This is a genomic window from Stenotrophomonas sp. CASM110 (assembly GCF_049384345.1).
Taxonomy (GTDB): domain Bacteria; phylum Pseudomonadota; class Gammaproteobacteria; order Xanthomonadales; family Xanthomonadaceae; genus Stenotrophomonas; species Stenotrophomonas muris.
Window position 1 is genome coordinate 25793 of sequence record NZ_JBMRGI010000016.1, and the last position, 16423, is coordinate 42215.

Sequence of the window (16423 nt, forward strand, 5' to 3'; positions counted from 1 at the left end):
GCCCTGGTCTCTGTAGAGCCGAGCCTACGCTCGGCTTGTGCGGCATGAAGGACGAAGAGCAGCCGAGCGCGGGCTCGGCTCTACAGAAGGAAGGCGCCACGAGCGCAACGCATCTGGAAACGATTACGCCTTCCCGCGCTCACGCACGCCCCCGCCAGACGGGCGACAATAGGCGTTTTCCCGCTGCCGAGACCTGCCCGCTCATGTCCCGTACTTCGTTGACCCGCTTCCTGATCCAGGAACAGCACGCCGGCCGCATCAATGCCGACCTGCGCCAGCTGATCGCGGTCGTCGCCCGCGCCTGCACCAGCATCTCCATCGCCGTCAGCAAGGGCGCCCTCGGTGGCGTGCTCGGCGACGCCGGTACCGGCAACGTGCAGGGTGAAGCGCAGAAGAAGCTCGACGTCATCAGCAACGAGATCCTGCTCGAAGCCAACGCCTGGGGTGGCCACCTCGCCGCCTGCGCCTCGGAGGAAATGGACCACAGCCAGCCGGTGCCGGACATCTATCCCCGGGGTGATTTCCTGCTGCTGTTCGATCCCCTCGATGGCAGCTCCAACATCGACGTCAACGTCTCCGTCGGCACCATCTTCTCCGTGCTGCGCTGCCCGACCAATGTCGAGCTGCCGGGCGACGACGCCTTCCTGCAGCCGGGCAGCAAGCAGATCGCCGCCGGCTACTGCATCTACGGGCCCAGCACCCAGCTGGTGCTGACCGTCGGCCATGGCACCCACGCCTTCACCCTGGACCGCGAGAAGGGCGAGTTCGTGCTGACCACCGAGAACATGCAGATCCCGGCGACCACCCAGGAATTCGCGATCAACATGTCCAACCAGCGCCACTGGGAAGCGCCGATGCAGGCCTACGTCGGCGACCTGCTGGCAGGCAAGGAAGGCGCGCGCGGCAAGAACTTCAACATGCGCTGGATCGCCAGCATGGTGGCCGACGTGCATCGCATCCTTACCCGCGGCGGCATCTTCATCTACCCGTGGGACAAGAAGGACCCGTCCAAGGCCGGCAAGCTGCGCCTGATGTACGAAGCCAACCCGATGGGCCTGCTGGTCGAGCAGGCCGGCGGTGCCGCCTGGACCGGCCGCGAGCGCATCCTCGACATCCAGCCCGACCAGCTGCACCAGCGCGTGCCGGTGTTCCTCGGTTCGCGCGAGGAAGTGGCCGAGGCCGTGCGCTACCACCACGCACACGACGACGCACAGGGCTGACAACCGATCGCCTGACAGCGGTCATGGCAGATCGATGACATGACCGTGGGGTGACACCGAGGGCGGCAAACGGCACCATCAAGCCGTTGCCGCCGAAGGAACGCACGCATGCACGAGCAGGGCCCGGTCGATTTCATCGAAGTCATCCACAACGCCGTCCCCAGCGAGGTCTGCGCGGCGATCGTCGAGCGCATGCGTGCGACGCGTGGCCTGCTGCCCGGTGCGGTGGGCAGTGGCGTGTTCCCGGAACTCAAGCACAGCAAGGATCTGCGCATCAGTGGCCTGGACGGCTGGCAGGATGTTGATCAGCAGCTGCAGATTGCGGTGTTCAACGGCCTGCTGACTTATCTACGCCGTTATCCACAGGCGTTGATCGCCCCACTGATGTTGCAGATCCAGGACAGCAACGGCCAACCGCGACGCCTGTCTGCCGAGGACTTCCCCGACATGCCGCAGCAGCAGCTGGCCGACCTGGCCCGCACCTGCCTGCGCCCGGGTGCGATCAACCTGCAGTGGTATGCGGCGGGCGAGGGCGGCTACCCGTACTGGCACTGCGAGCTGTACCCGAAGGATGCGCAGGCCGAGACCCTGCACCGGCATGTGCTGTGGACGCTGTACCTCAACGACGAATTCGAAGAGGGCGAAACCGAGTTCATGTTCCAGGGCCGCAAGATCGCGCCACGTACCGGCAGCCTGTTGATCGCCCCGACGGCGTTCACCCACACCCATCGCGGGAATCGGCCACAGGGCGGCGACAAGTTCATCGCGACCAGTTGGATCCTGTTCCAGAGTGCGCAGAAGTTGTTTGGAGGAGGGTGAAGCAAACTGGTCACTCGATGTTCTCAGCATCTTGTCCGGATCAAGAAGCGGGCCCCCGAGATCCTGTGCTGTCGTGCGGGCAGTTGGTGCTATCTCCTAAGGCAATCCGCTACTCGGGCTGCCCTCGCTGATAAGAGAATCTCCAGGGGCGTGCACGCCTTCCCAGGCGCCCACCTGACCCAGCGGTCTCCGGATGGCATTCAGTTCATAGCTGAGCTCGCGCATCTTGCAGTGGTCCTTCCAGCCCGCGGGGCTATCGAGATCAAAGCGCGCGTTGATGCGAAGCTGCATCAGATCATTGGATTTCCTGAGGATTTCGACGCTGCCTGAAACGGCCTTTCCGTAGCATCCAGTGCTGCCAGGTCTCAGGCTAAGGCCAGTGCTGTAGAACGCCCTGATATCACCCTCCGTCAAACTGAAGACATCGCCCTCCGCCAGATTCGGGGGAAGGATCAATGTCAGCTTCCTGTATCTTTCATTCTCAATCTTGGTCGCTGTGTACTCGCGCAATGCCACTACGACATTGTCGCCATCAACAATCCGATGGCACGCAAGTGAAATTTCCCTGTAGTCAGACCTTTCGCAGCCGGTCACATCAGAGTTGGCGTTAGACACGTAGAAGGCGCTGATCTTATGGCTACCAGGAAGCAGCGACGCGCACGCGCTGCAGCTCAAGCCTAGAACAAGCGCAATCAACAATCTCGTTCGCACAGTCGCGCTCCCCAGAAACATCTACTTGTACGGTGCGAATTTTTTATATCGCTCGCGTCGTAACCACGGCGGTCGACACCGACCAGCTCGCCCGGAACCACCGGCTCAGAATCAGGGTCTCGGCTTCCTACCTGGCCTGATCAAGGTCTTGTGCATGACCCAGGCGATCCAGCCGCAGACCAATCCGATCCCCGCGACAATGATTTCCTCTTCCTCGAAGGCAGTTCCATTTAGCCCTTGATAGGCGACGAACGCGATTGCTCTCAATGACAGCAAAGCAAATAAACCAACAGGTACCCAAAGTAGAATCTTCATCACTCTCCAAATCGCGATCGCACAAACCAGTGCTGGACGACTGGCAATCCTGGATCTCTTTTCCTGCTTTTTCGCGGTGCCATAAGTTCCTCGCACAGTCGCCTTACCGCGGATGATGTACCCAGTGCCTTGAATCCGCCGCGAGCGGTCGTCCAGTCAGAAATGATTCTGACTGCCTTGGCTCTGTGATGCCCCAGGAGAGCTCCGCCACTCTTCAAGGCTGCCATGCCAGGACCTCCAGTCAATGCTTTCTCAGCAATGGACCCGGACCACGGTCGAACGAACTCACCTCTACCGAGGGCGGCGGCGATAGAGAATCCCTCCCGCCATCAGACCAAAGAGGGCGACGCCGAAGCCCACGAGTTCTTCGTTCCCAAGCGCGTTTCCTGACATCAGCTTGGCAGTCGTCAGCAGAAGAAAGTTCAGTGGAAGCATCCAAAGGAACGCGATGCCGAGCCGGTGGATGATCTTCATTTCAGTTATCGCATTGTTCCAGATACATCGAAATAAGCCAGTATTGGGTAAAGGTTGATCCGCTCGATTATCTGGCAGGTCCAAAGGATCCCAAGAGGTTGCCGTTGCCGCCTTGCCAGGCACTGAGCTTCTCGACGGGGATCTCCTCGAGTTGACAGGTGAACTGGAGATAGAAGGAACGGTCCTCCTTTCGATAGCTGTTCCACCCAACAGCCGTCACTTTGACTTCGATCCGACTGTCGCCCTTGTGCGGCCGATGTAGTTCGATATCCGCTGAATCGGACAACCAGTAGTCTCCCTTGTGCGCGAAGCCCGCGCTGCCACTGCTCAGGCGTGCGCCGAGCACGGCCGGAATCCCTTCAGAGGACGGAGTGTATCCAGACAGGGTGCCGGTGACCTTGGTGGACTCTTGGGAATCCATCACGCCCGGTGATTCCGAGAACAGGCGAAGCAGAAGAAGGGTGTCGGTGCCCTTGCTGACCACCTGACCTGCATTTGCTGTCCACAAACGTTGTTCGAACTCGTCCAGGCCAGCCGGCATTTCAGTGACGACCGCGGCCTGCGGAACGACGATGCATTCGTGCAGGGCGCGGGCCTGGACTTGCAGGGTCGCAAGGCAGAGAAGAAGACCACTGGCACGGAAGCAGTGACTGCATTTCATCGTGTACAACACCAGGCGATGCGGCAGGGTGTGGATTGTTACCGGTGGATCGCGCTGCGGTCCAGAGCCCTAGAACAGACTGCCCTGCGGCGACTCCTTCTTCGGCGGCAGCGGCTTCTGGAACCGGCTGCAATCCAGCTTCGGCCAATGGCTGTTCTGTGCATTGAAGCCCAGACGCTTGCGTGCCAGCTTGAAGCGGTTGTTCAACAGATCGGCATACACGCCCTGGCCACGCATACGCGTGCCGAACTGGCTGTCGTAGTCCTTGCCGCCGCGCAGCTGCTGGATGGTGCTCATCACGTGCGCAGCGCGATCGGGATGGTGCGTATCCAGCCAGTCGCGGAACAGCGGTGCCACTTCCAGCGGCAGGCGCAGCAGCACGTAACCGGCGGTGCTCGCACCTGCGCCGTGCGCAGCCTCCAGCACGGCTTCCAGCTCGCTGTCGTTGATCCAGGGAATCACCGGCGCCACCATCACACCGACCGGAATGCCGGCGTCATGCAGGCGCTTCATCGCGCGCAGCCGTGCATGTGGCGCTGATGCACGCGGTTCCAGCTTCGCGGAAAGATGCGGGTCCAGCGAGGTCACCGAGAAGTGCACGCTGACCAGGTTCTCCGCGGCCAGCGGCGCGAGCAGATCGATGTCGCGCTCGACCAGTGCGTTCTTGGTGATCAGTGAGAACGGATGCCGGGTCTCCAGCATCACTTCAATCAGCTGGCGGGTCAGCTTGAACTTGCGTTCGATCGGCTGGTACGCATCGGTGTTGATGCCCAGTGCGATCGGCTGCGGCACATAGCCCGGTTTCGACAGTTCCTTGCGCAGTAGCTGCGGCGCATTGGTCTTGGCGAACAGCTTGGTCTCGAAGTCCAGCCCCGGCGACAGGTTCAGATAGGCATGCGAAGGGCGGGCGAAGCAGTACGAGCAGCCGTGCTCGCAACCGCGGTAGGGATTCACCGATTGACTGAAGCCGACGTCGGGCGAGTTGTTGCGGGTGATGATGCTGCGCGCGGTTTCGGCGCGTACTTCGGTGCGCAGGCGCGGGGCGAGGAACTCATCGCTTTCGTCGACCGCCCAGCCGTCGTCCACCGCCTCGCTGACGGTGCTTTCAAAGCGCCCGGCAAGGTGGGACGTGGAACCTCGGCCCTTGATCGCAATACCCATTGCGGCAGGGTACGTCGTGGCTGTCTCAATGGCTGCGACGGCCGCCTGAAGGGTTCAGGGCGAGGCTGAGCCGAGCATGGACTCGGCTCTACAGTTGATGCAGAGACCTTGTGGAGCCGAGCCTACGCTCGGCTGCAATGCATCAGAGCAGCGCCAGGTACCCGCGCACGGTGGCATCCAGCCCGTCATACAGTGCCTCGCCGATCAGCGCGTGACCGATCGACACCTCCAGCACCTCTGGCACGTGGGCCAGGAAGTCGCGCAGGTTGTCCTGCGACAGGTCGTGGCCAGCATTGACACCCAGGCCGACGGCCTGCGCTCGTCGGGCAGCAGTGGCGAACAGCGCCAGCATCGCATCGGCATCGCCCGCCGCATGCGCCTCTGCATAGGGCCCGGTATACAGCTCGATGCGGTCCGCCCCCACCTCAGCTGCCTGCTCCAGCAATGGGTTGCCCGCGTCAACAAACAGGCTGACCCGACACCCCATGGCCTTCAGCGCAGCCACCAGCGGACGCAGGCGCTCGGCATCGCGTTCGAAGTCGAAACCGTGGTCGGAGGTGATCTGGCCATCATCATCGGGGACCAGGGTGGCCTGCGCCGGACGGGTCTGTTCGCACAGCGGCAGCAGCCCCGGGTAGCCCTCGCGCGGCGGCGCGAACGGATTGCCTTCGATGTTGAATTCAACGCCACGCGCGCGGGTCAGCGTGGACAGGGCCAGCACGTCCTCGGCGGTGATATGCCGGCGGTCCGGCCGCGGATGCACGGTGATGCCATGCGCGCCGGCATCCAGGCAGGCCTGGGCGGCGCGCACCACGCCCGGTTCGGCGCCGCCGCGCGAATTGCGCAGGACGGCGATCTTGTTGACGTTGACGCTGAGCTGGGTCATGGAACGGGACTACTTGGAAAGAGGGGACGGGTCGTGGTCGTTGTGGTCGTCAGTGCGGCGGGCCTGGGCCTGTTCGCGCAGGCGGCGCAGCTCCTCGGCATCGATCAGCGTGGCCGGGTCGCGCTGCAGGTCGCCGAAACGGGCCACGTAGCGGCCGCGCACCCAGGCCAGCAGGAAGCCGAGCGCCGCCAGCAGGCACAGGGTCATCAACCCCGCGCTCGGGGTCTTCAGCGCGAAGGCAAAGCAGCCCAGCGCCAGCAGCAGGTACAACCAGTACATAGTCGGGCTCCCCGGATGATCGCCGCAGTGTAGCGCTGCGTCAGAGCAGCGGCGAGGCCAGCCGGGCGAAGGCCTCGGGCAGGCGGTGCAGCCACAGCGAGCGACCGGCCTGGTCGTGCACCCGCATGGAACGGTCGAATTCGCCCTGCAGCAGTTCGGCCAGCGCAGCGACGCGGTCACGGTCGCTGATCATCATCGACAGTTCGAAGTTCAGCCGGAAGCTGCGGTGGTCGAAGTTGGCGCTGCCGACGATGCAGACATCGTCGTCGGCGATGAACGCCTTGGTATGCAGCATGCGCGGGCCGTACTCGTAGATCTTCACGCCCGCGTGCAGCAGTTCGTCGAAGTAGGACCGTGCGGCCTGGGTGACGAACCAGGAGTCGCTCATCTTCGGCACCAGCAGGCGCACGTCCAGGCCGCCCAGCGCGGCCGAAGTCAGCGCCATCCTCGCTGCTTCACCGGGCACGAAATAGGGCGTCACCAGCCACACGCGCTCGTGTGCTTCCTGGATCGCCGCCACGTGCAGGCGGTGGATGGTCTCCCAGCCCGAGTCGGGCCCGGACACCAGCACCTGGGCGCTGATCGGTCCATCCGCACGCAGCGGCATGTCGGCCGGCCACAGGCGGGCGATGTCGAAACGCGAGTGGTCCTGGCCACTGGCATAGAGCCAGTCCTCGGCGAACACCAGCTGCAGGCTGCGCACCACGTGGCCGCGGATACGCATGTGCAGGTCGCGGTAAGCGTCGGGCCTGCGGCTCTCGTCTTCCTCGTCAGTGATGTTGATGCCGCCGGTGAAGGCGAGGCGACCGTCGACGATCACCAGCTTGCGGTGGGTGCGCAGGTTCAGCCACGGGCGCTTGAACGGCTTCAGCAGCTGTCGCGGGTGGAACCAGATCGCTTCGCCGCCGGCGTCCAGCAGTGGCTGCAGGAAGCGCCGGGGCAGGGCGGAAGAGCCCACCGCATCCAGCAGCAGGCGCACCTGCACACCGGCCTGCGCACGTTCGACCAGGGCATCGCGCAGTGCGGTGCCGGCATGGTCGGGGTTGAAGATGTAGTACTCCAGGTGCACGTGGTCGCGCGCCTGCGCGATCGCGTCGAGCAGCGCGGCATAGGTGGCTGCGCCGTCGACCAGCCAGGTCACCTCGGTGGCACTGCTGGGCGCCAGTCCGGTGGTGGCCTGGGCAACCTTGGCCAGCTCGGTGCAGTCCGAATCGGGCGGGCAGACATCGCTGTAGTGCTCCATGCCCGAGCGTGCACGGCCACGACGCAGCCGTTGCCGCTTCACCTTCTGCGGCCCCAGCAGGTAGTAGATGAAGAGCCCGAGGTAGGGCAGCAGTGCCAGCGAAAGGATCCAGCTCAGCGTGGCCACCGGCTCGCGCTTCTGCAGCATGATCCAGCCCGCCAGCGCGAACAGGTAGAGCAGGTAGGCCACCGCCAGGATCGTGCCGAGGTGGGCGATGCCGTCGAGCCAATGGCGCAGGGAGTCGAAGAGGGCGAGCATCCGCCGATCATAGCGGCGCCTGCTGCCGGATGGGGTCGGATGGGGTCAGATCCCTTTCCTCAGGAAAAGGGATCTGACCCCAACCCGTGCGCCACGACGAGAACACAAAAAAACGCCCCTGTTTCCAGGGGCGTCTGCAGTCGCGTCATGACTGTTGTATTGCGGTGTAGCGTTTACTGCTGCACAAATCCGATCTTCTTCATCTGAGCATTCTTCGCGGCGGCCAGAACCTTGGCCATCACGTCGTACTCGGAATCCGGGCTGGCGTCGATGCGCAGTTCCGGCTGGTTGGTCGGGTCACGCTGGACCTCCTGCTCCATCCGCTGCTGCAGCTCGCTGGTATTGATCGGGCTGTTGTTCCACGAGACCTGGTTGCTGGCGTCGATCTTCAGCTCGATCGGCGGCGGCGGTTCGACCAGCTGCGGCGGTGGGTTGAGCACGCGCTGCGGCAGGTCCACGGCGATCGGGTACGTCATGATCGGCGCGGTCACGATGAAGATGATCAGCAGAACCAGCATCACGTCCACGAGGGGCGTGACGTTGATGTCTGCCATGGGGCCCTTGCCACCACCACTACTGAATGCCATGGCTTATTGCCCCTTTTCTTTGGTCGCAACGAAGCCGACGTCCAGCATGCCCTGTTCCTGCGCGACCTTGGTCAGGTCGTTGATGACGCGCATCTTGGTGGTGCGGTCACCACGCAGGTTCAGCGGCGGCTGCGGGGTCTGCTGTGCGGCGGTCGCCAAGCGGGACTCGAGAGTCTGCTTGTTGATTTCTTCGTCGTTCCAGTAGATCGAGCCGTCTTCCTTGACTGCCAGCGTGATCGGGTTCGGACGCTTTTCAGCATCTTCCGGCTTCTGGATCAGGTTGGCTTCCGGCAGATCCACCTTGACCTTGTGGGACATCAGGGGCGCCGTGATGATGAAGATGATCAGCAGCACCAGCATCACGTCCACGAGGGGCGTAACGTTGATGTCGGCCATGGGGCCGCCGCTGTTACCACTACTGAAAGCCATAACGGGCTCCGTCTAGATCTTGGTGACTACTTACTTCGTCGCTGGGTGACGCGCGCCGCAATTAGCGGACGCGCGAACCGGTGGCGAAGAAGTCGTGCAGGTCGTGCGCGAAGGTATCGAACTTGCTGATGGTCGCGCTGTTGATCTTGCTGAAGAAGTTGAAGGCGAACACGGCCGGGATTGCGACGAACAGACCGATCGCGGTCATGATCAGCGCTTCACCCACCGGGCCGGCAACGGCGTCGATCGAAGCGGAGCCGGTGGCACCGATCTTGATCAGCGCGCCGTAGATGCCCCACACGGTACCCAGCAGACCGACGAACGGAGCGGTCGCGCCGACGGTGGCCAGCAGGGTCATGCCCGACTGCAGCTTGTTGCTTTCGCGGGTGACGGCCTGGCGCAGAGCGCGGTCGACGAACTCCGAACGGCTCAGGTTCTCACCGACGCCGCCGGTAGCACCGCCTTCAGCGCGCTGGTGGTGGGCAGCGGCCTGGGCAGCGTCCAGGGCGATCTTCGAGAACGGCTCCGAAGCCGGCTGCTCTTCCATCGCACGGATGGCGTCCTGCGCGTTCGGGGTGTCCCAGAACAGGCTGACGACGCGGTCAGCGGCGCTCTTCAGGCGGGTGGCACGGAAGATGTTGATGACGGTCCAGTACCAGGACATGGCCGACATGGCGATCAGGGTCAGCAGCACGACCCAGGAAACCGCGAAATCACCCGGCTTGGTGGTCATTTCGTGGATCAGGTGCTCGAAGCCCATCTGCGACAGGGCGTTGGACGGATTGCCCCCGGCAGCAGCGGCGATGAAAATTTCCTGCAGCATGACGCTTACCTTTGTTGTGTGTGGTGATAAAGGGTGTAGCTAAGCTAAACAATCGAACCGGGAGCGGGGGTGGCCGGAGGGCCACCCGGACGCATCAGTTCAGCGCAAAGTTGACCGGGACGCGAACGCGACCTGCCGCCTTCTTACCGCCAGATTCAGCGGCGTTGAAGCGCCACTTGCGAGCTGCTTCCATCGCAGCACGGTCCAGGTCGCGGTTACGGCTGGACTTTTCCACCGTGACATTGGTGACGTTGCCGTTGGCATCGACATCAATGATCAGGATCACTTCGCCCTGGATACCCGCGCGGAAGGCGGCCGGCGGATAGCGCGGCGGATTCATGGCCTTCGACGAGATGTCAACGCTGGCCTCGATCGAGGTCGGCGGAGCCGGCGGCGACGGGGGCGACGGCGGGGTGACGATATCGTTCGGGCGCGGCTCCGGCACGTCCACGACCGGCGCCTGCGGCGGCGGCGGTACGGGCGACGGCTTCGGCGGCGACAGATTCTTCACCGGCGGTGGCGGAGTATCCTGCGGCGGCGGCGGCGGCGGCGGCGGTGGGGGCGGCGGCGGCGCGTCGACGATGGTCACCATGACGTTGCGCTCCTTCTCCGCGACGGCCTTGGGAGCCACGGCGGGAATGAGGAGCATCATGAAGGCGGCCAGATGCAGGGCAATTACAAACGCGATGCCGACGATGCGAGGCCAGCTCAGCCCCTTGTCATCGGGTTGTTCGTACCGGTGAACGACTAGTTGTTCCGTCATGCGCCAAGAGCTCAATAGTGGGGCCGGAATCCCGGGGGCGGGATCCCTGATCAGCGGTGCATGACACCGCAGGAACCTCCAAGCTTATACCAATCCTGAGCGCCTGCGCATCAACTGAGCAGGCATTCAGGCGTTATTCCTACTTACTTCAGGTTGATGATTTTTTTGGCATCCGCCTGGTTCTTCACGCCCTTCGCCAGCGCCTGCTGGGCGGCCTGCTTGGCCTCGGGGACGCGACCTTCGGCATGCAGGACGCGTGCCAGGTTCAGGTAGGTCTCACCGTCCTTGGAGAGCGGGGCAGCCTTCTGCCACGCATCGATCGCCTGCGGCACCTGGTCGGAGTAGTAGTAGGACTGGGCCAGCGCCAGGTAGACCTGGTAATCCGGCTTCAGGATGCCCTTCTGCAACCCTTCGTTGATGACCGCGATGACGTCCTTTTCCTTGTTCTCGGTGTTGGCATAGATCGAGTACAGCTGCTTGTACTCGCGCTCTTCGGTGAGCTGGCCGCTGCTGCGCAGCTTGTCCATCACCGCGGCGGCCTTCGGCATCTGGTCAGCCTGCATGTACATGTTGGCCAGATTCAGCTGGGCCTTCTTGTCCGTCGGGTTCTTGGCCGCCAGCGCTTCTGCGGCCTGCACGGCCTCACCGGTCTGGCCGGCTTCGGACAGGGCCGCCATCAGCAGCTGGTTCCAGTTGTCCTTCGGCTCGGCGGCGCCGGCGATGGCCTGCTTCAGCACCGGGATCGCTTCCTGGTAGCGCTCCAGCTGGTACAGCGCCTGGCCCTTGGCGATCAGCTCTTCCGGCTTGGTCGAATTGCTCTCTGCGAAGTACTTGTCCAGGGTGGCCAGGCCTTCGGCGGTCTTGTCTTCCTGCAGCTGCAGCTGGCCCAGCATCAGCATCGACTGGAAGTGGCCGTTGTTGTCCAGGCCGTTGAACTGGATCACCTGCTTCAGGTACGCGATGGCGCCCGGCACGTCGTCGGTCTGGTAGGCGGCCTGCGAGGCCAGCTGCGCGGCCAGCGACTTGTCGTACTCGTTGGAAGCGCTGTCGGCCAGGATCGCGTCAGCCTGTTCGCGCGTCTCCGGGAACTTTTCCTTGTTGTAGCTGTCGATCATTTTCTGCAGCTTGCTGCCCATCTTGGCCGAGGCCTTGGCGGTCGGCTCCTGGCGGGTCGCATTCGGGTACAGCGGTTCGGCCTTGGCCTGCTTGCTGCTACCGCCGCGGCTGCCACGGTCGGAGGAACGCGAGGACTGCGCAAAGGCATCGGTGACCACGGCGCCGGTCAGGGCGGTCGCGACGAGGACGGAAAGCACAGCTTTGTGGTTACGGAAAATCATCGTTCACCTCGATCGAACCGCCAGATAGCGGCAAAGTCGGACTGTCAGAAAAATCTGAGCCGCCAAACGTATCAGAAACAGATGGCGTGAGAAATCGTTTTATGTGCTGCAATACAGCATAGAACTGCGCACTCATCCGCACTTTGGCCGCAGCCCGGCCGCCTGCGCCTGCTGGTAGACCGGCGTCAGGCCCGGTGCATCACGTCGCAGCTCCTGGATCCGGTTGGCCGGATCGGGGTGGGTGGACAGCCATTGCGGGCTGCGACCGCCGCTGGCGGCCATCATGTTCTGCCACAGGTCCACGGCCTGGGCCGGGTTGAATCCAGCCTGCGCCATCAGCCGCTGGCCAATCACGTCTGCCTCGCTTTCCTGCGTGCGCGAACCCGGCAGCAGGAAGGCCGCCTGCGCGCCCATCCCACCCAGCTGGTTGACCGTGCTGGCGGCGCCATCGCCATAGGCGGCACCGGCCAGCGCGCCCAGCACGGCCAGGCCGGTCTGCGCGCCCATCTGCCGGGTGATGCGTTCTTCGTGGTGACGCGCGATGACATGGCCGATCTCATGGCCGATCACGGCAGCCAACTGGTCCTGGTTCTTGGCGACGGTGAAAATGCCGGTGTTCACGCCCACTTTTCCGCCGGGCAGGGCAAAGGCGTTCGGTTCTTTGTCGACGAACACGGCGGTCTCCCACCGTACGCCACGGTACTGAGGCGGCAACTGCGCGACCAACGCGTTGACCACGCACTGCACGTAGCCGTTCTGGCGGCCATCGGTGCTGATCTTCTCTTTCTGCTTGGTCTCGGCAAACGCCTGCGCGCCGAGCTGGTCAAGCTGTGCCTGCGATACGCCGCCCACCATCTGCCGTCTTCCGGTTGGCGAGGTGGTGGTCGCACAGGCACTGACCACGGTGGTGATGACTAGAGCCAGCAGCAGTTGTTTCATGGGTCCGCCCCCGTGTTCATGTGCGCAGTGTGTAGCGTACCTGCTTAATCTTTCGTCAAGCGGGCACGGCGTTACGTTGACCCCAGGAACACCATTGCGGCGAGCGCCACCGCGTTGTTCAGCGCATGCGCCGTGATCGCCGCCCACAGGGTGCCGGTGCGGCGGTACAGCCAGCAGAAGGCGGCACCCATGCCGCCGTAGACCAGCCACAGCTGCGCCATGCCCAGCAGCGAGTTCTTGCTGACACCGGGCACTTCATGGACCAGGGCGAACGCCAGGCTGCTGAGGATGAGGCCCAGCCAGGGGCGGCCGGCCTGCCACAGGCGCCCGAACAGGACACGACGGAACAGCAGCTCTTCGTAGGCGGGGGCGAGAACGACCGCAAACAGCACCAGGAACAACGGGAAGCGCGCGATCGCGCTCTGCATCAGTTCCACGTTGGTCGGCACCGGCTCGATGCCGAACTGCTTGGAAAGGAAGGCGACGCCGTTGCTGCCAACCACGATCAGCGTGGCCACCAGCAGGGTCCAGCCCCAGGTGGAAGGACGCTGCAGCGCCTGTCGCGAGGCCAGGCGTTCGCCGGCGTTCGCCGGGCGCCGCCAGAAGTACAGCAGCAGCGCGGCACCACCGGTGGCGATCAGGGCCATCAGGATCTGGGCCAGGGCCCCGGGCTGGCCCACTGCCGCGCCGGCGCTGTCAGGTGTGAGTGCACCGCCATTGGCCGCGACGTTGGCGCGGCTGACCACGATCGCACGGTAGAAGCCCCAGAACAGTCCGGTGACCATGCTCAGGCCGACCAGGGTGACGGCGGCGATGCCCAGGTCGATGAAGAAACCTGCCAACGGTGCCACGGCGCGCGGCGGGGTAGACGGCGGCGGAACCGGAGGCGGAGCGGCGGAGACCGGGGCGGATGCGGACATCAGGTACCTGCGTTCAAGGGACGAAGGCCGGTGCAGCTCCCCGCGCACCGGCCAGGTCCCGATTGTGTCAGATATCCAGGTTGGCGACCTTCAGCGCATTGTCTTCGATGAAGTCACGACGCGGTTCGACCACATCGCCCATCAGGGTGCTGAAGATCTGGTCGGCAGCGACCGCATCCTCGATGCGCACCTGCAGCAGGCGACGGGTCTCCGGGTTCACCGTGGTATCCCACAACTGCTCCGGATTCATTTCACCCAGACCCTTGAATCGCTGGATCTGGCGGCCGCGCTTGGCCTCCTCGAGCAGCCAGTTCTGCGCTTTCGCGAAGCTGTCGACTTCGATCGACTTGGCGCCGCGGGAAATCGTTGCACCTTCGCGCACCAGCCCGTGCAGCAGCTTGGAGGCCTGGTGGATCGCGCGCAGTTCGCCACTTTCGAACGCCGACAGCGGCAGCACCTGGATGTGCTCCTCGCCCATGTGGCGACGGGTCACCAGCACGGCGGCGGGGCGCTCCTCGTTGGCCTCCTGCAGTTCCAGGCTGAAACGCGGGCTGCCCAGGCTGCCCTGGTTGAGGCGCTTGGCCAGCGCATCCAGGCCTTCGCCTTCGCCCGCATTGCGCAGGCTGTCCATGTCCATCGGCACGAAATCGACCAGCGCTTCGAGCAGATTGCGGTCATAGCGGTGGGCATTGCGTTCGATGGAATCGAGCGCGGCGGCATAGGCCAGCAGCAGCTTTTCCAGCGCCAGGCCTTCGATGCCCGGTTCGCCGGTGGCCGGCACCAGCGCGGCGTTTTCCACCGCACTGCTGGCCAGGTAACTGTCCAGCGCCGGGTCGTCCTTCAGGTACAGCTCCTGCTTGCCCTGCTTGATCTTGTACAGCGGCGGCAGGCCGATGTAGACGTAACCGCGCTCGATCAGCTCCGGCATCTGACGGTAGAAGAAGGTCAGCAGCAGGGTGCGGATGTGGGCGCCGTCGACGTCGGCGTCGGTCATGATGATGATCTTGTGGTACCGCAGCTTGTCCGGGTTGTACTCGTCACGGCCGATGCCGGTGCCCAAGGCCGTGATCAGCGTACCCACCTGGTCGGAGGACAGCATGCGGTCGAAGCGTGCGCGTTCCACGTTGAGGATCTTGCCGCGCAGCGGCAGCACCGCCTGGTTCTTGCGGTTGCGGCCCTGCTTGGCCGAGCCACCTGCCGAGTCACCCTCGACGATGAACAGTTCGGACAGCGCCGGGTCCTTTTCCTGGCAGTCGGCCAGCTTGCCCGGCAGGCCGGCGATATCCAGCGCGCCCTTGCGGCGCGTCAGGTCGCGGGCCTTGCGCGCCGCTTCGCGTGCACGCGCAGCGTCGACGATCTTGCCGGCGATCGCCTTGGCTTCGTTCGGGTTTTCCTGCAGGAACTCTTCCAGGCGCGCGCCGAAGGCGTTTTCCACCGCCGGGCGCACGTCGGAACTGACCAGCTTTTCCTTGGTCTGGCTGGAGAAGCTCGGGTCCGGCACCTTCACCGACAGCACCGCGATCATGCCTTCGCGCATGTCATCGCCGGTCAGGTTGATCTTGGCCTGCTTGGCGATGCCGTTCTGCTCGATGTAGTTGTTGAGCACACGGGTCAGCGCACCGCGGAAGCCGGCAAGGTGGGTGCCGCCGTCCTTCTGCGGAATGTTGTTGGTGAAGCAGTACATCGTCTCCTGGTAGGAGTCGGTCCACTGCAACGCCACATCCACGACGATGCCGTTGTGCTCGCCGGTGACCGAGATGACGTTCGGGTGCAGCGGGGTCTTCAGCTGGGCCAGATGCTCCACGAAGCTGCGGATGCCGCCTTCGTAGTGGAAGTCATCACGGCGGCCATCGCCACGTTCGTCGGCAAGGACGATCTTGACGCCGGAGTTCAGGAACGACAGCTCGCGCAGGCGGCGAGCCAGGATGTCGTAGTGGAATTCCACGTTGTCGTGGAAGGCGACCGTCGACGGCCAGAAGCGCACGGTGGTGCCGCGCTTGGTGGTGGTTTCCAGCTTGGCCAGCGCGGTCACGGCGGCGCCGTTGCTGAATTCCTGCTGGTAGTGGAAGCCGTTCTGGAACACGTCCACCAGCAGCTTCTGCGACAGCGCGTTGACCACGCTGACGCCGACGCCGTGCAGGCCGCCGGACACCTTGTAGCTGTTGTCGTCGAACTTGCCGCCTGCGTGCAGGACGGTCATCACCACTTCGGCGGCCGACACTTCGCGACCGAGCTTGGCGCTCATCTGCTCGTGCTTGCCGGTCGGAATGCCGCGACCGTTGTCGGACACCGAGACCGAGCCGTCGGCGTGGATCGTCACCGCGACATGATCGGCGTGGCCGGCCAGCGCTTCGTCGATCGAGTTGTCGACAACCTCGAACACCATGTGGTGCAGACCGGTGCCGTCATGCACGTCGCCGATGTACATGCCGGGTCGCTTGCGGACAGCCTCCAGGCCTTCCAGGGCGGTGATGCTGTTGGCGTCGTAATTGCCGTTGTTTGCCGGGGTGTTCTGTTCGTCGCTCATTGCGCTTGCCGTAGGCTCCGCAGGTCGGCCACCGCTTGGAGCGATGCGCCGAGAATGAAAGGATTTCAACC

General features: G+C 64.0%; 17 protein-coding genes. 2 read left to right on the forward strand and 15 right to left on the reverse strand.

The features are described from left to right. Window positions 1–203 precede the first annotated feature (203 nt). Entirely contained in the window at window positions 204–1220 is a 1017-nt protein-coding gene (locus tag VG561_RS14460; protein ID WP_241883567.1) for a class 1 fructose-bisphosphatase, read from the forward strand. 108 nt (window positions 1221–1328) lie between these two features. Beyond that, window positions 1329–2039 carry a 2OG-Fe(II) oxygenase gene (locus VG561_RS14465; RefSeq protein WP_053494964.1) on the forward strand — a complete coding sequence of 237 codons (711 nt, stop codon included), beginning with the start codon at window positions 1329–1331 and terminating at the stop codon, window positions 2037–2039. A gap of 96 nt (window positions 2040–2135) precedes the next feature. On the opposite strand, the gene VG561_RS14470 is transcribed toward VG561_RS14465, so the two are convergent. The 15 genes from VG561_RS14470 to gyrB all read right to left on the reverse strand — a co-directional run bounded on the left by VG561_RS14470 (window position 2136) and on the right by gyrB (window position 16352). After that, complete coding sequence (locus VG561_RS14470) at window positions 2136–2654, reverse strand: hypothetical protein (RefSeq protein ID WP_141098666.1); 519 nt, start codon at window positions 2652–2654, stop codon at window positions 2136–2138. A 702-nt stretch (window positions 2655–3356) separates the two neighbouring features. After that, entirely contained in the window at window positions 3357–3539 is a 183-nt protein-coding gene (locus tag VG561_RS14475; RefSeq protein WP_041863994.1) for a hypothetical protein, read from the reverse strand. Window positions 3540–3606: 67 nt separating this feature from the next. Further along, window positions 3607–4212 carry a hypothetical protein gene (locus tag VG561_RS14480; RefSeq protein ID WP_423179719.1) on the reverse strand — a complete coding sequence of 202 codons (606 nt, stop codon included), beginning with the start codon at window positions 4210–4212 and terminating at the stop codon, window positions 3607–3609. A 57-nt stretch (window positions 4213–4269) separates the two neighbouring features. Then, complete coding sequence (locus VG561_RS14485; RefSeq protein WP_241887643.1) at window positions 4270–5361, reverse strand: PA0069 family radical SAM protein; 1092 nt, start codon at window positions 5359–5361, stop codon at window positions 4270–4272. Window positions 5362–5503: 142 nt separating this feature from the next. Then, window positions 5504–6247 carry a pyridoxine 5'-phosphate synthase gene (locus tag VG561_RS14490; RefSeq protein WP_075075944.1) on the reverse strand — a complete coding sequence of 248 codons (744 nt, stop codon included), beginning with the start codon at window positions 6245–6247 and terminating at the stop codon, window positions 5504–5506. Window positions 6248–6256: 9 nt separating this feature from the next. After that, window positions 6257–6526, reverse strand: coding sequence for a hypothetical protein (locus VG561_RS14495; protein ID WP_014645412.1), 270 nt, complete (start codon window positions 6524–6526; stop codon window positions 6257–6259). A 40-nt stretch (window positions 6527–6566) separates the two neighbouring features. Continuing rightward, a complete protein-coding gene (gene cls, locus VG561_RS14500) occupies window positions 6567–8027 on the reverse strand; it encodes a cardiolipin synthase (protein WP_423179720.1) in 1461 nt (486 codons plus the stop codon). Between the two features lie 173 nt (window positions 8028–8200). Beyond that, a complete protein-coding gene (locus tag VG561_RS14505) occupies window positions 8201–8614 on the reverse strand; it encodes an ExbD/TolR family protein (RefSeq protein WP_005411740.1) in 414 nt (137 codons plus the stop codon). Between the two features lie 3 nt (window positions 8615–8617). Further along, complete coding sequence (locus tag VG561_RS14510) at window positions 8618–9043, reverse strand: ExbD/TolR family protein (RefSeq protein WP_005421196.1); 426 nt, start codon at window positions 9041–9043, stop codon at window positions 8618–8620. Window positions 9044–9104: 61 nt separating this feature from the next. After that, window positions 9105–9866, reverse strand: coding sequence for a TonB-system energizer ExbB (gene exbB, locus VG561_RS14515; protein ID WP_005411738.1), 762 nt, complete (start codon window positions 9864–9866; stop codon window positions 9105–9107). A 94-nt stretch (window positions 9867–9960) separates the two neighbouring features. Beyond that, window positions 9961–10629 carry an energy transducer TonB gene (locus tag VG561_RS14520; protein ID WP_049408447.1) on the reverse strand — a complete coding sequence of 223 codons (669 nt, stop codon included), beginning with the start codon at window positions 10627–10629 and terminating at the stop codon, window positions 9961–9963. Window positions 10630–10772: 143 nt separating this feature from the next. Further along, complete coding sequence (locus VG561_RS14525) at window positions 10773–11966, reverse strand: tetratricopeptide repeat protein (RefSeq protein ID WP_423179721.1); 1194 nt, start codon at window positions 11964–11966, stop codon at window positions 10773–10775. Window positions 11967–12098: 132 nt separating this feature from the next. After that, window positions 12099–12905: a M48 family metallopeptidase gene (locus VG561_RS14530; protein WP_014645409.1), complete on the reverse strand. Its 807-nt coding sequence runs from the start codon at window positions 12903–12905 to the stop codon at window positions 12099–12101. 71 nt (window positions 12906–12976) lie between these two features. Further along, entirely contained in the window at window positions 12977–13825 is an 849-nt protein-coding gene (locus VG561_RS14535) for a CPBP family intramembrane glutamic endopeptidase (protein ID WP_046433405.1), read from the reverse strand. Window positions 13826–13892: 67 nt separating this feature from the next. Continuing rightward, complete coding sequence (gene gyrB, locus VG561_RS14540) at window positions 13893–16352, reverse strand: DNA topoisomerase (ATP-hydrolyzing) subunit B (RefSeq protein WP_014645407.1); 2460 nt, start codon at window positions 16350–16352, stop codon at window positions 13893–13895. Window positions 16353–16423 lie beyond the last annotated feature (71 nt).

Bases quoted from the DNA above. Each gene is read 5' to 3' on its own strand.
- VG561_RS14505 (WP_005411740.1), bottom strand. From the start codon at position 8,614: ATGGCATTCAGTAGTGGTGGTGGCAAGGGCCCCATGGCAGACATCAAC.
- VG561_RS14485 (WP_241887643.1), bottom strand. From the start codon at position 5,361: ATGGGTATTGCGATCAAGGGCCGAGGTTCCACGTCCCACCTTGCCGGG.
- gyrB (WP_014645407.1), bottom strand. From the start codon at position 16,352: ATGAGCGACGAACAGAACACCCCGGCAAACAACGGCAATTACGACGCC.
- exbB (WP_005411738.1), bottom strand. From the start codon at position 9,866: ATGCTGCAGGAAATTTTCATCGCCGCTGCTGCCGGGGGCAATCCGTCC.
- VG561_RS14460 (WP_241883567.1), top strand. From the start codon at position 204: ATGTCCCGTACTTCGTTGACCCGCTTCCTGATCCAGGAACAGCACGCC.
- VG561_RS14490 (WP_075075944.1), bottom strand. From the start codon at position 6,247: ATGACCCAGCTCAGCGTCAACGTCAACAAGATCGCCGTCCTGCGCAAT.
- VG561_RS14525 (WP_423179721.1), bottom strand. From the start codon at position 11,966: ATGATTTTCCGTAACCACAAAGCTGTGCTTTCCGTCCTCGTCGCGACC.
- VG561_RS14465 (WP_053494964.1), top strand. From the start codon at position 1,329: ATGCACGAGCAGGGCCCGGTCGATTTCATCGAAGTCATCCACAACGCC.
- VG561_RS14520 (WP_049408447.1), bottom strand. From the start codon at position 10,629: ATGACGGAACAACTAGTCGTTCACCGGTACGAACAACCCGATGACAAG.
- cls (WP_423179720.1), bottom strand. From the start codon at position 8,027: ATGCTCGCCCTCTTCGACTCCCTGCGCCATTGGCTCGACGGCATCGCC.
- VG561_RS14475 (WP_041863994.1), bottom strand. From the start codon at position 3,539: ATGAAGATCATCCACCGGCTCGGCATCGCGTTCCTTTGGATGCTTCCA.
- VG561_RS14535 (WP_046433405.1), bottom strand. From the start codon at position 13,825: ATGTCCGCATCCGCCCCGGTCTCCGCCGCTCCGCCTCCGGTTCCGCCG.
- VG561_RS14510 (WP_005421196.1), bottom strand. From the start codon at position 9,043: ATGGCTTTCAGTAGTGGTAACAGCGGCGGCCCCATGGCCGACATCAAC.
- VG561_RS14495 (WP_014645412.1), bottom strand. From the start codon at position 6,526: ATGTACTGGTTGTACCTGCTGCTGGCGCTGGGCTGCTTTGCCTTCGCG.
- VG561_RS14530 (WP_014645409.1), bottom strand. From the start codon at position 12,905: ATGAAACAACTGCTGCTGGCTCTAGTCATCACCACCGTGGTCAGTGCC.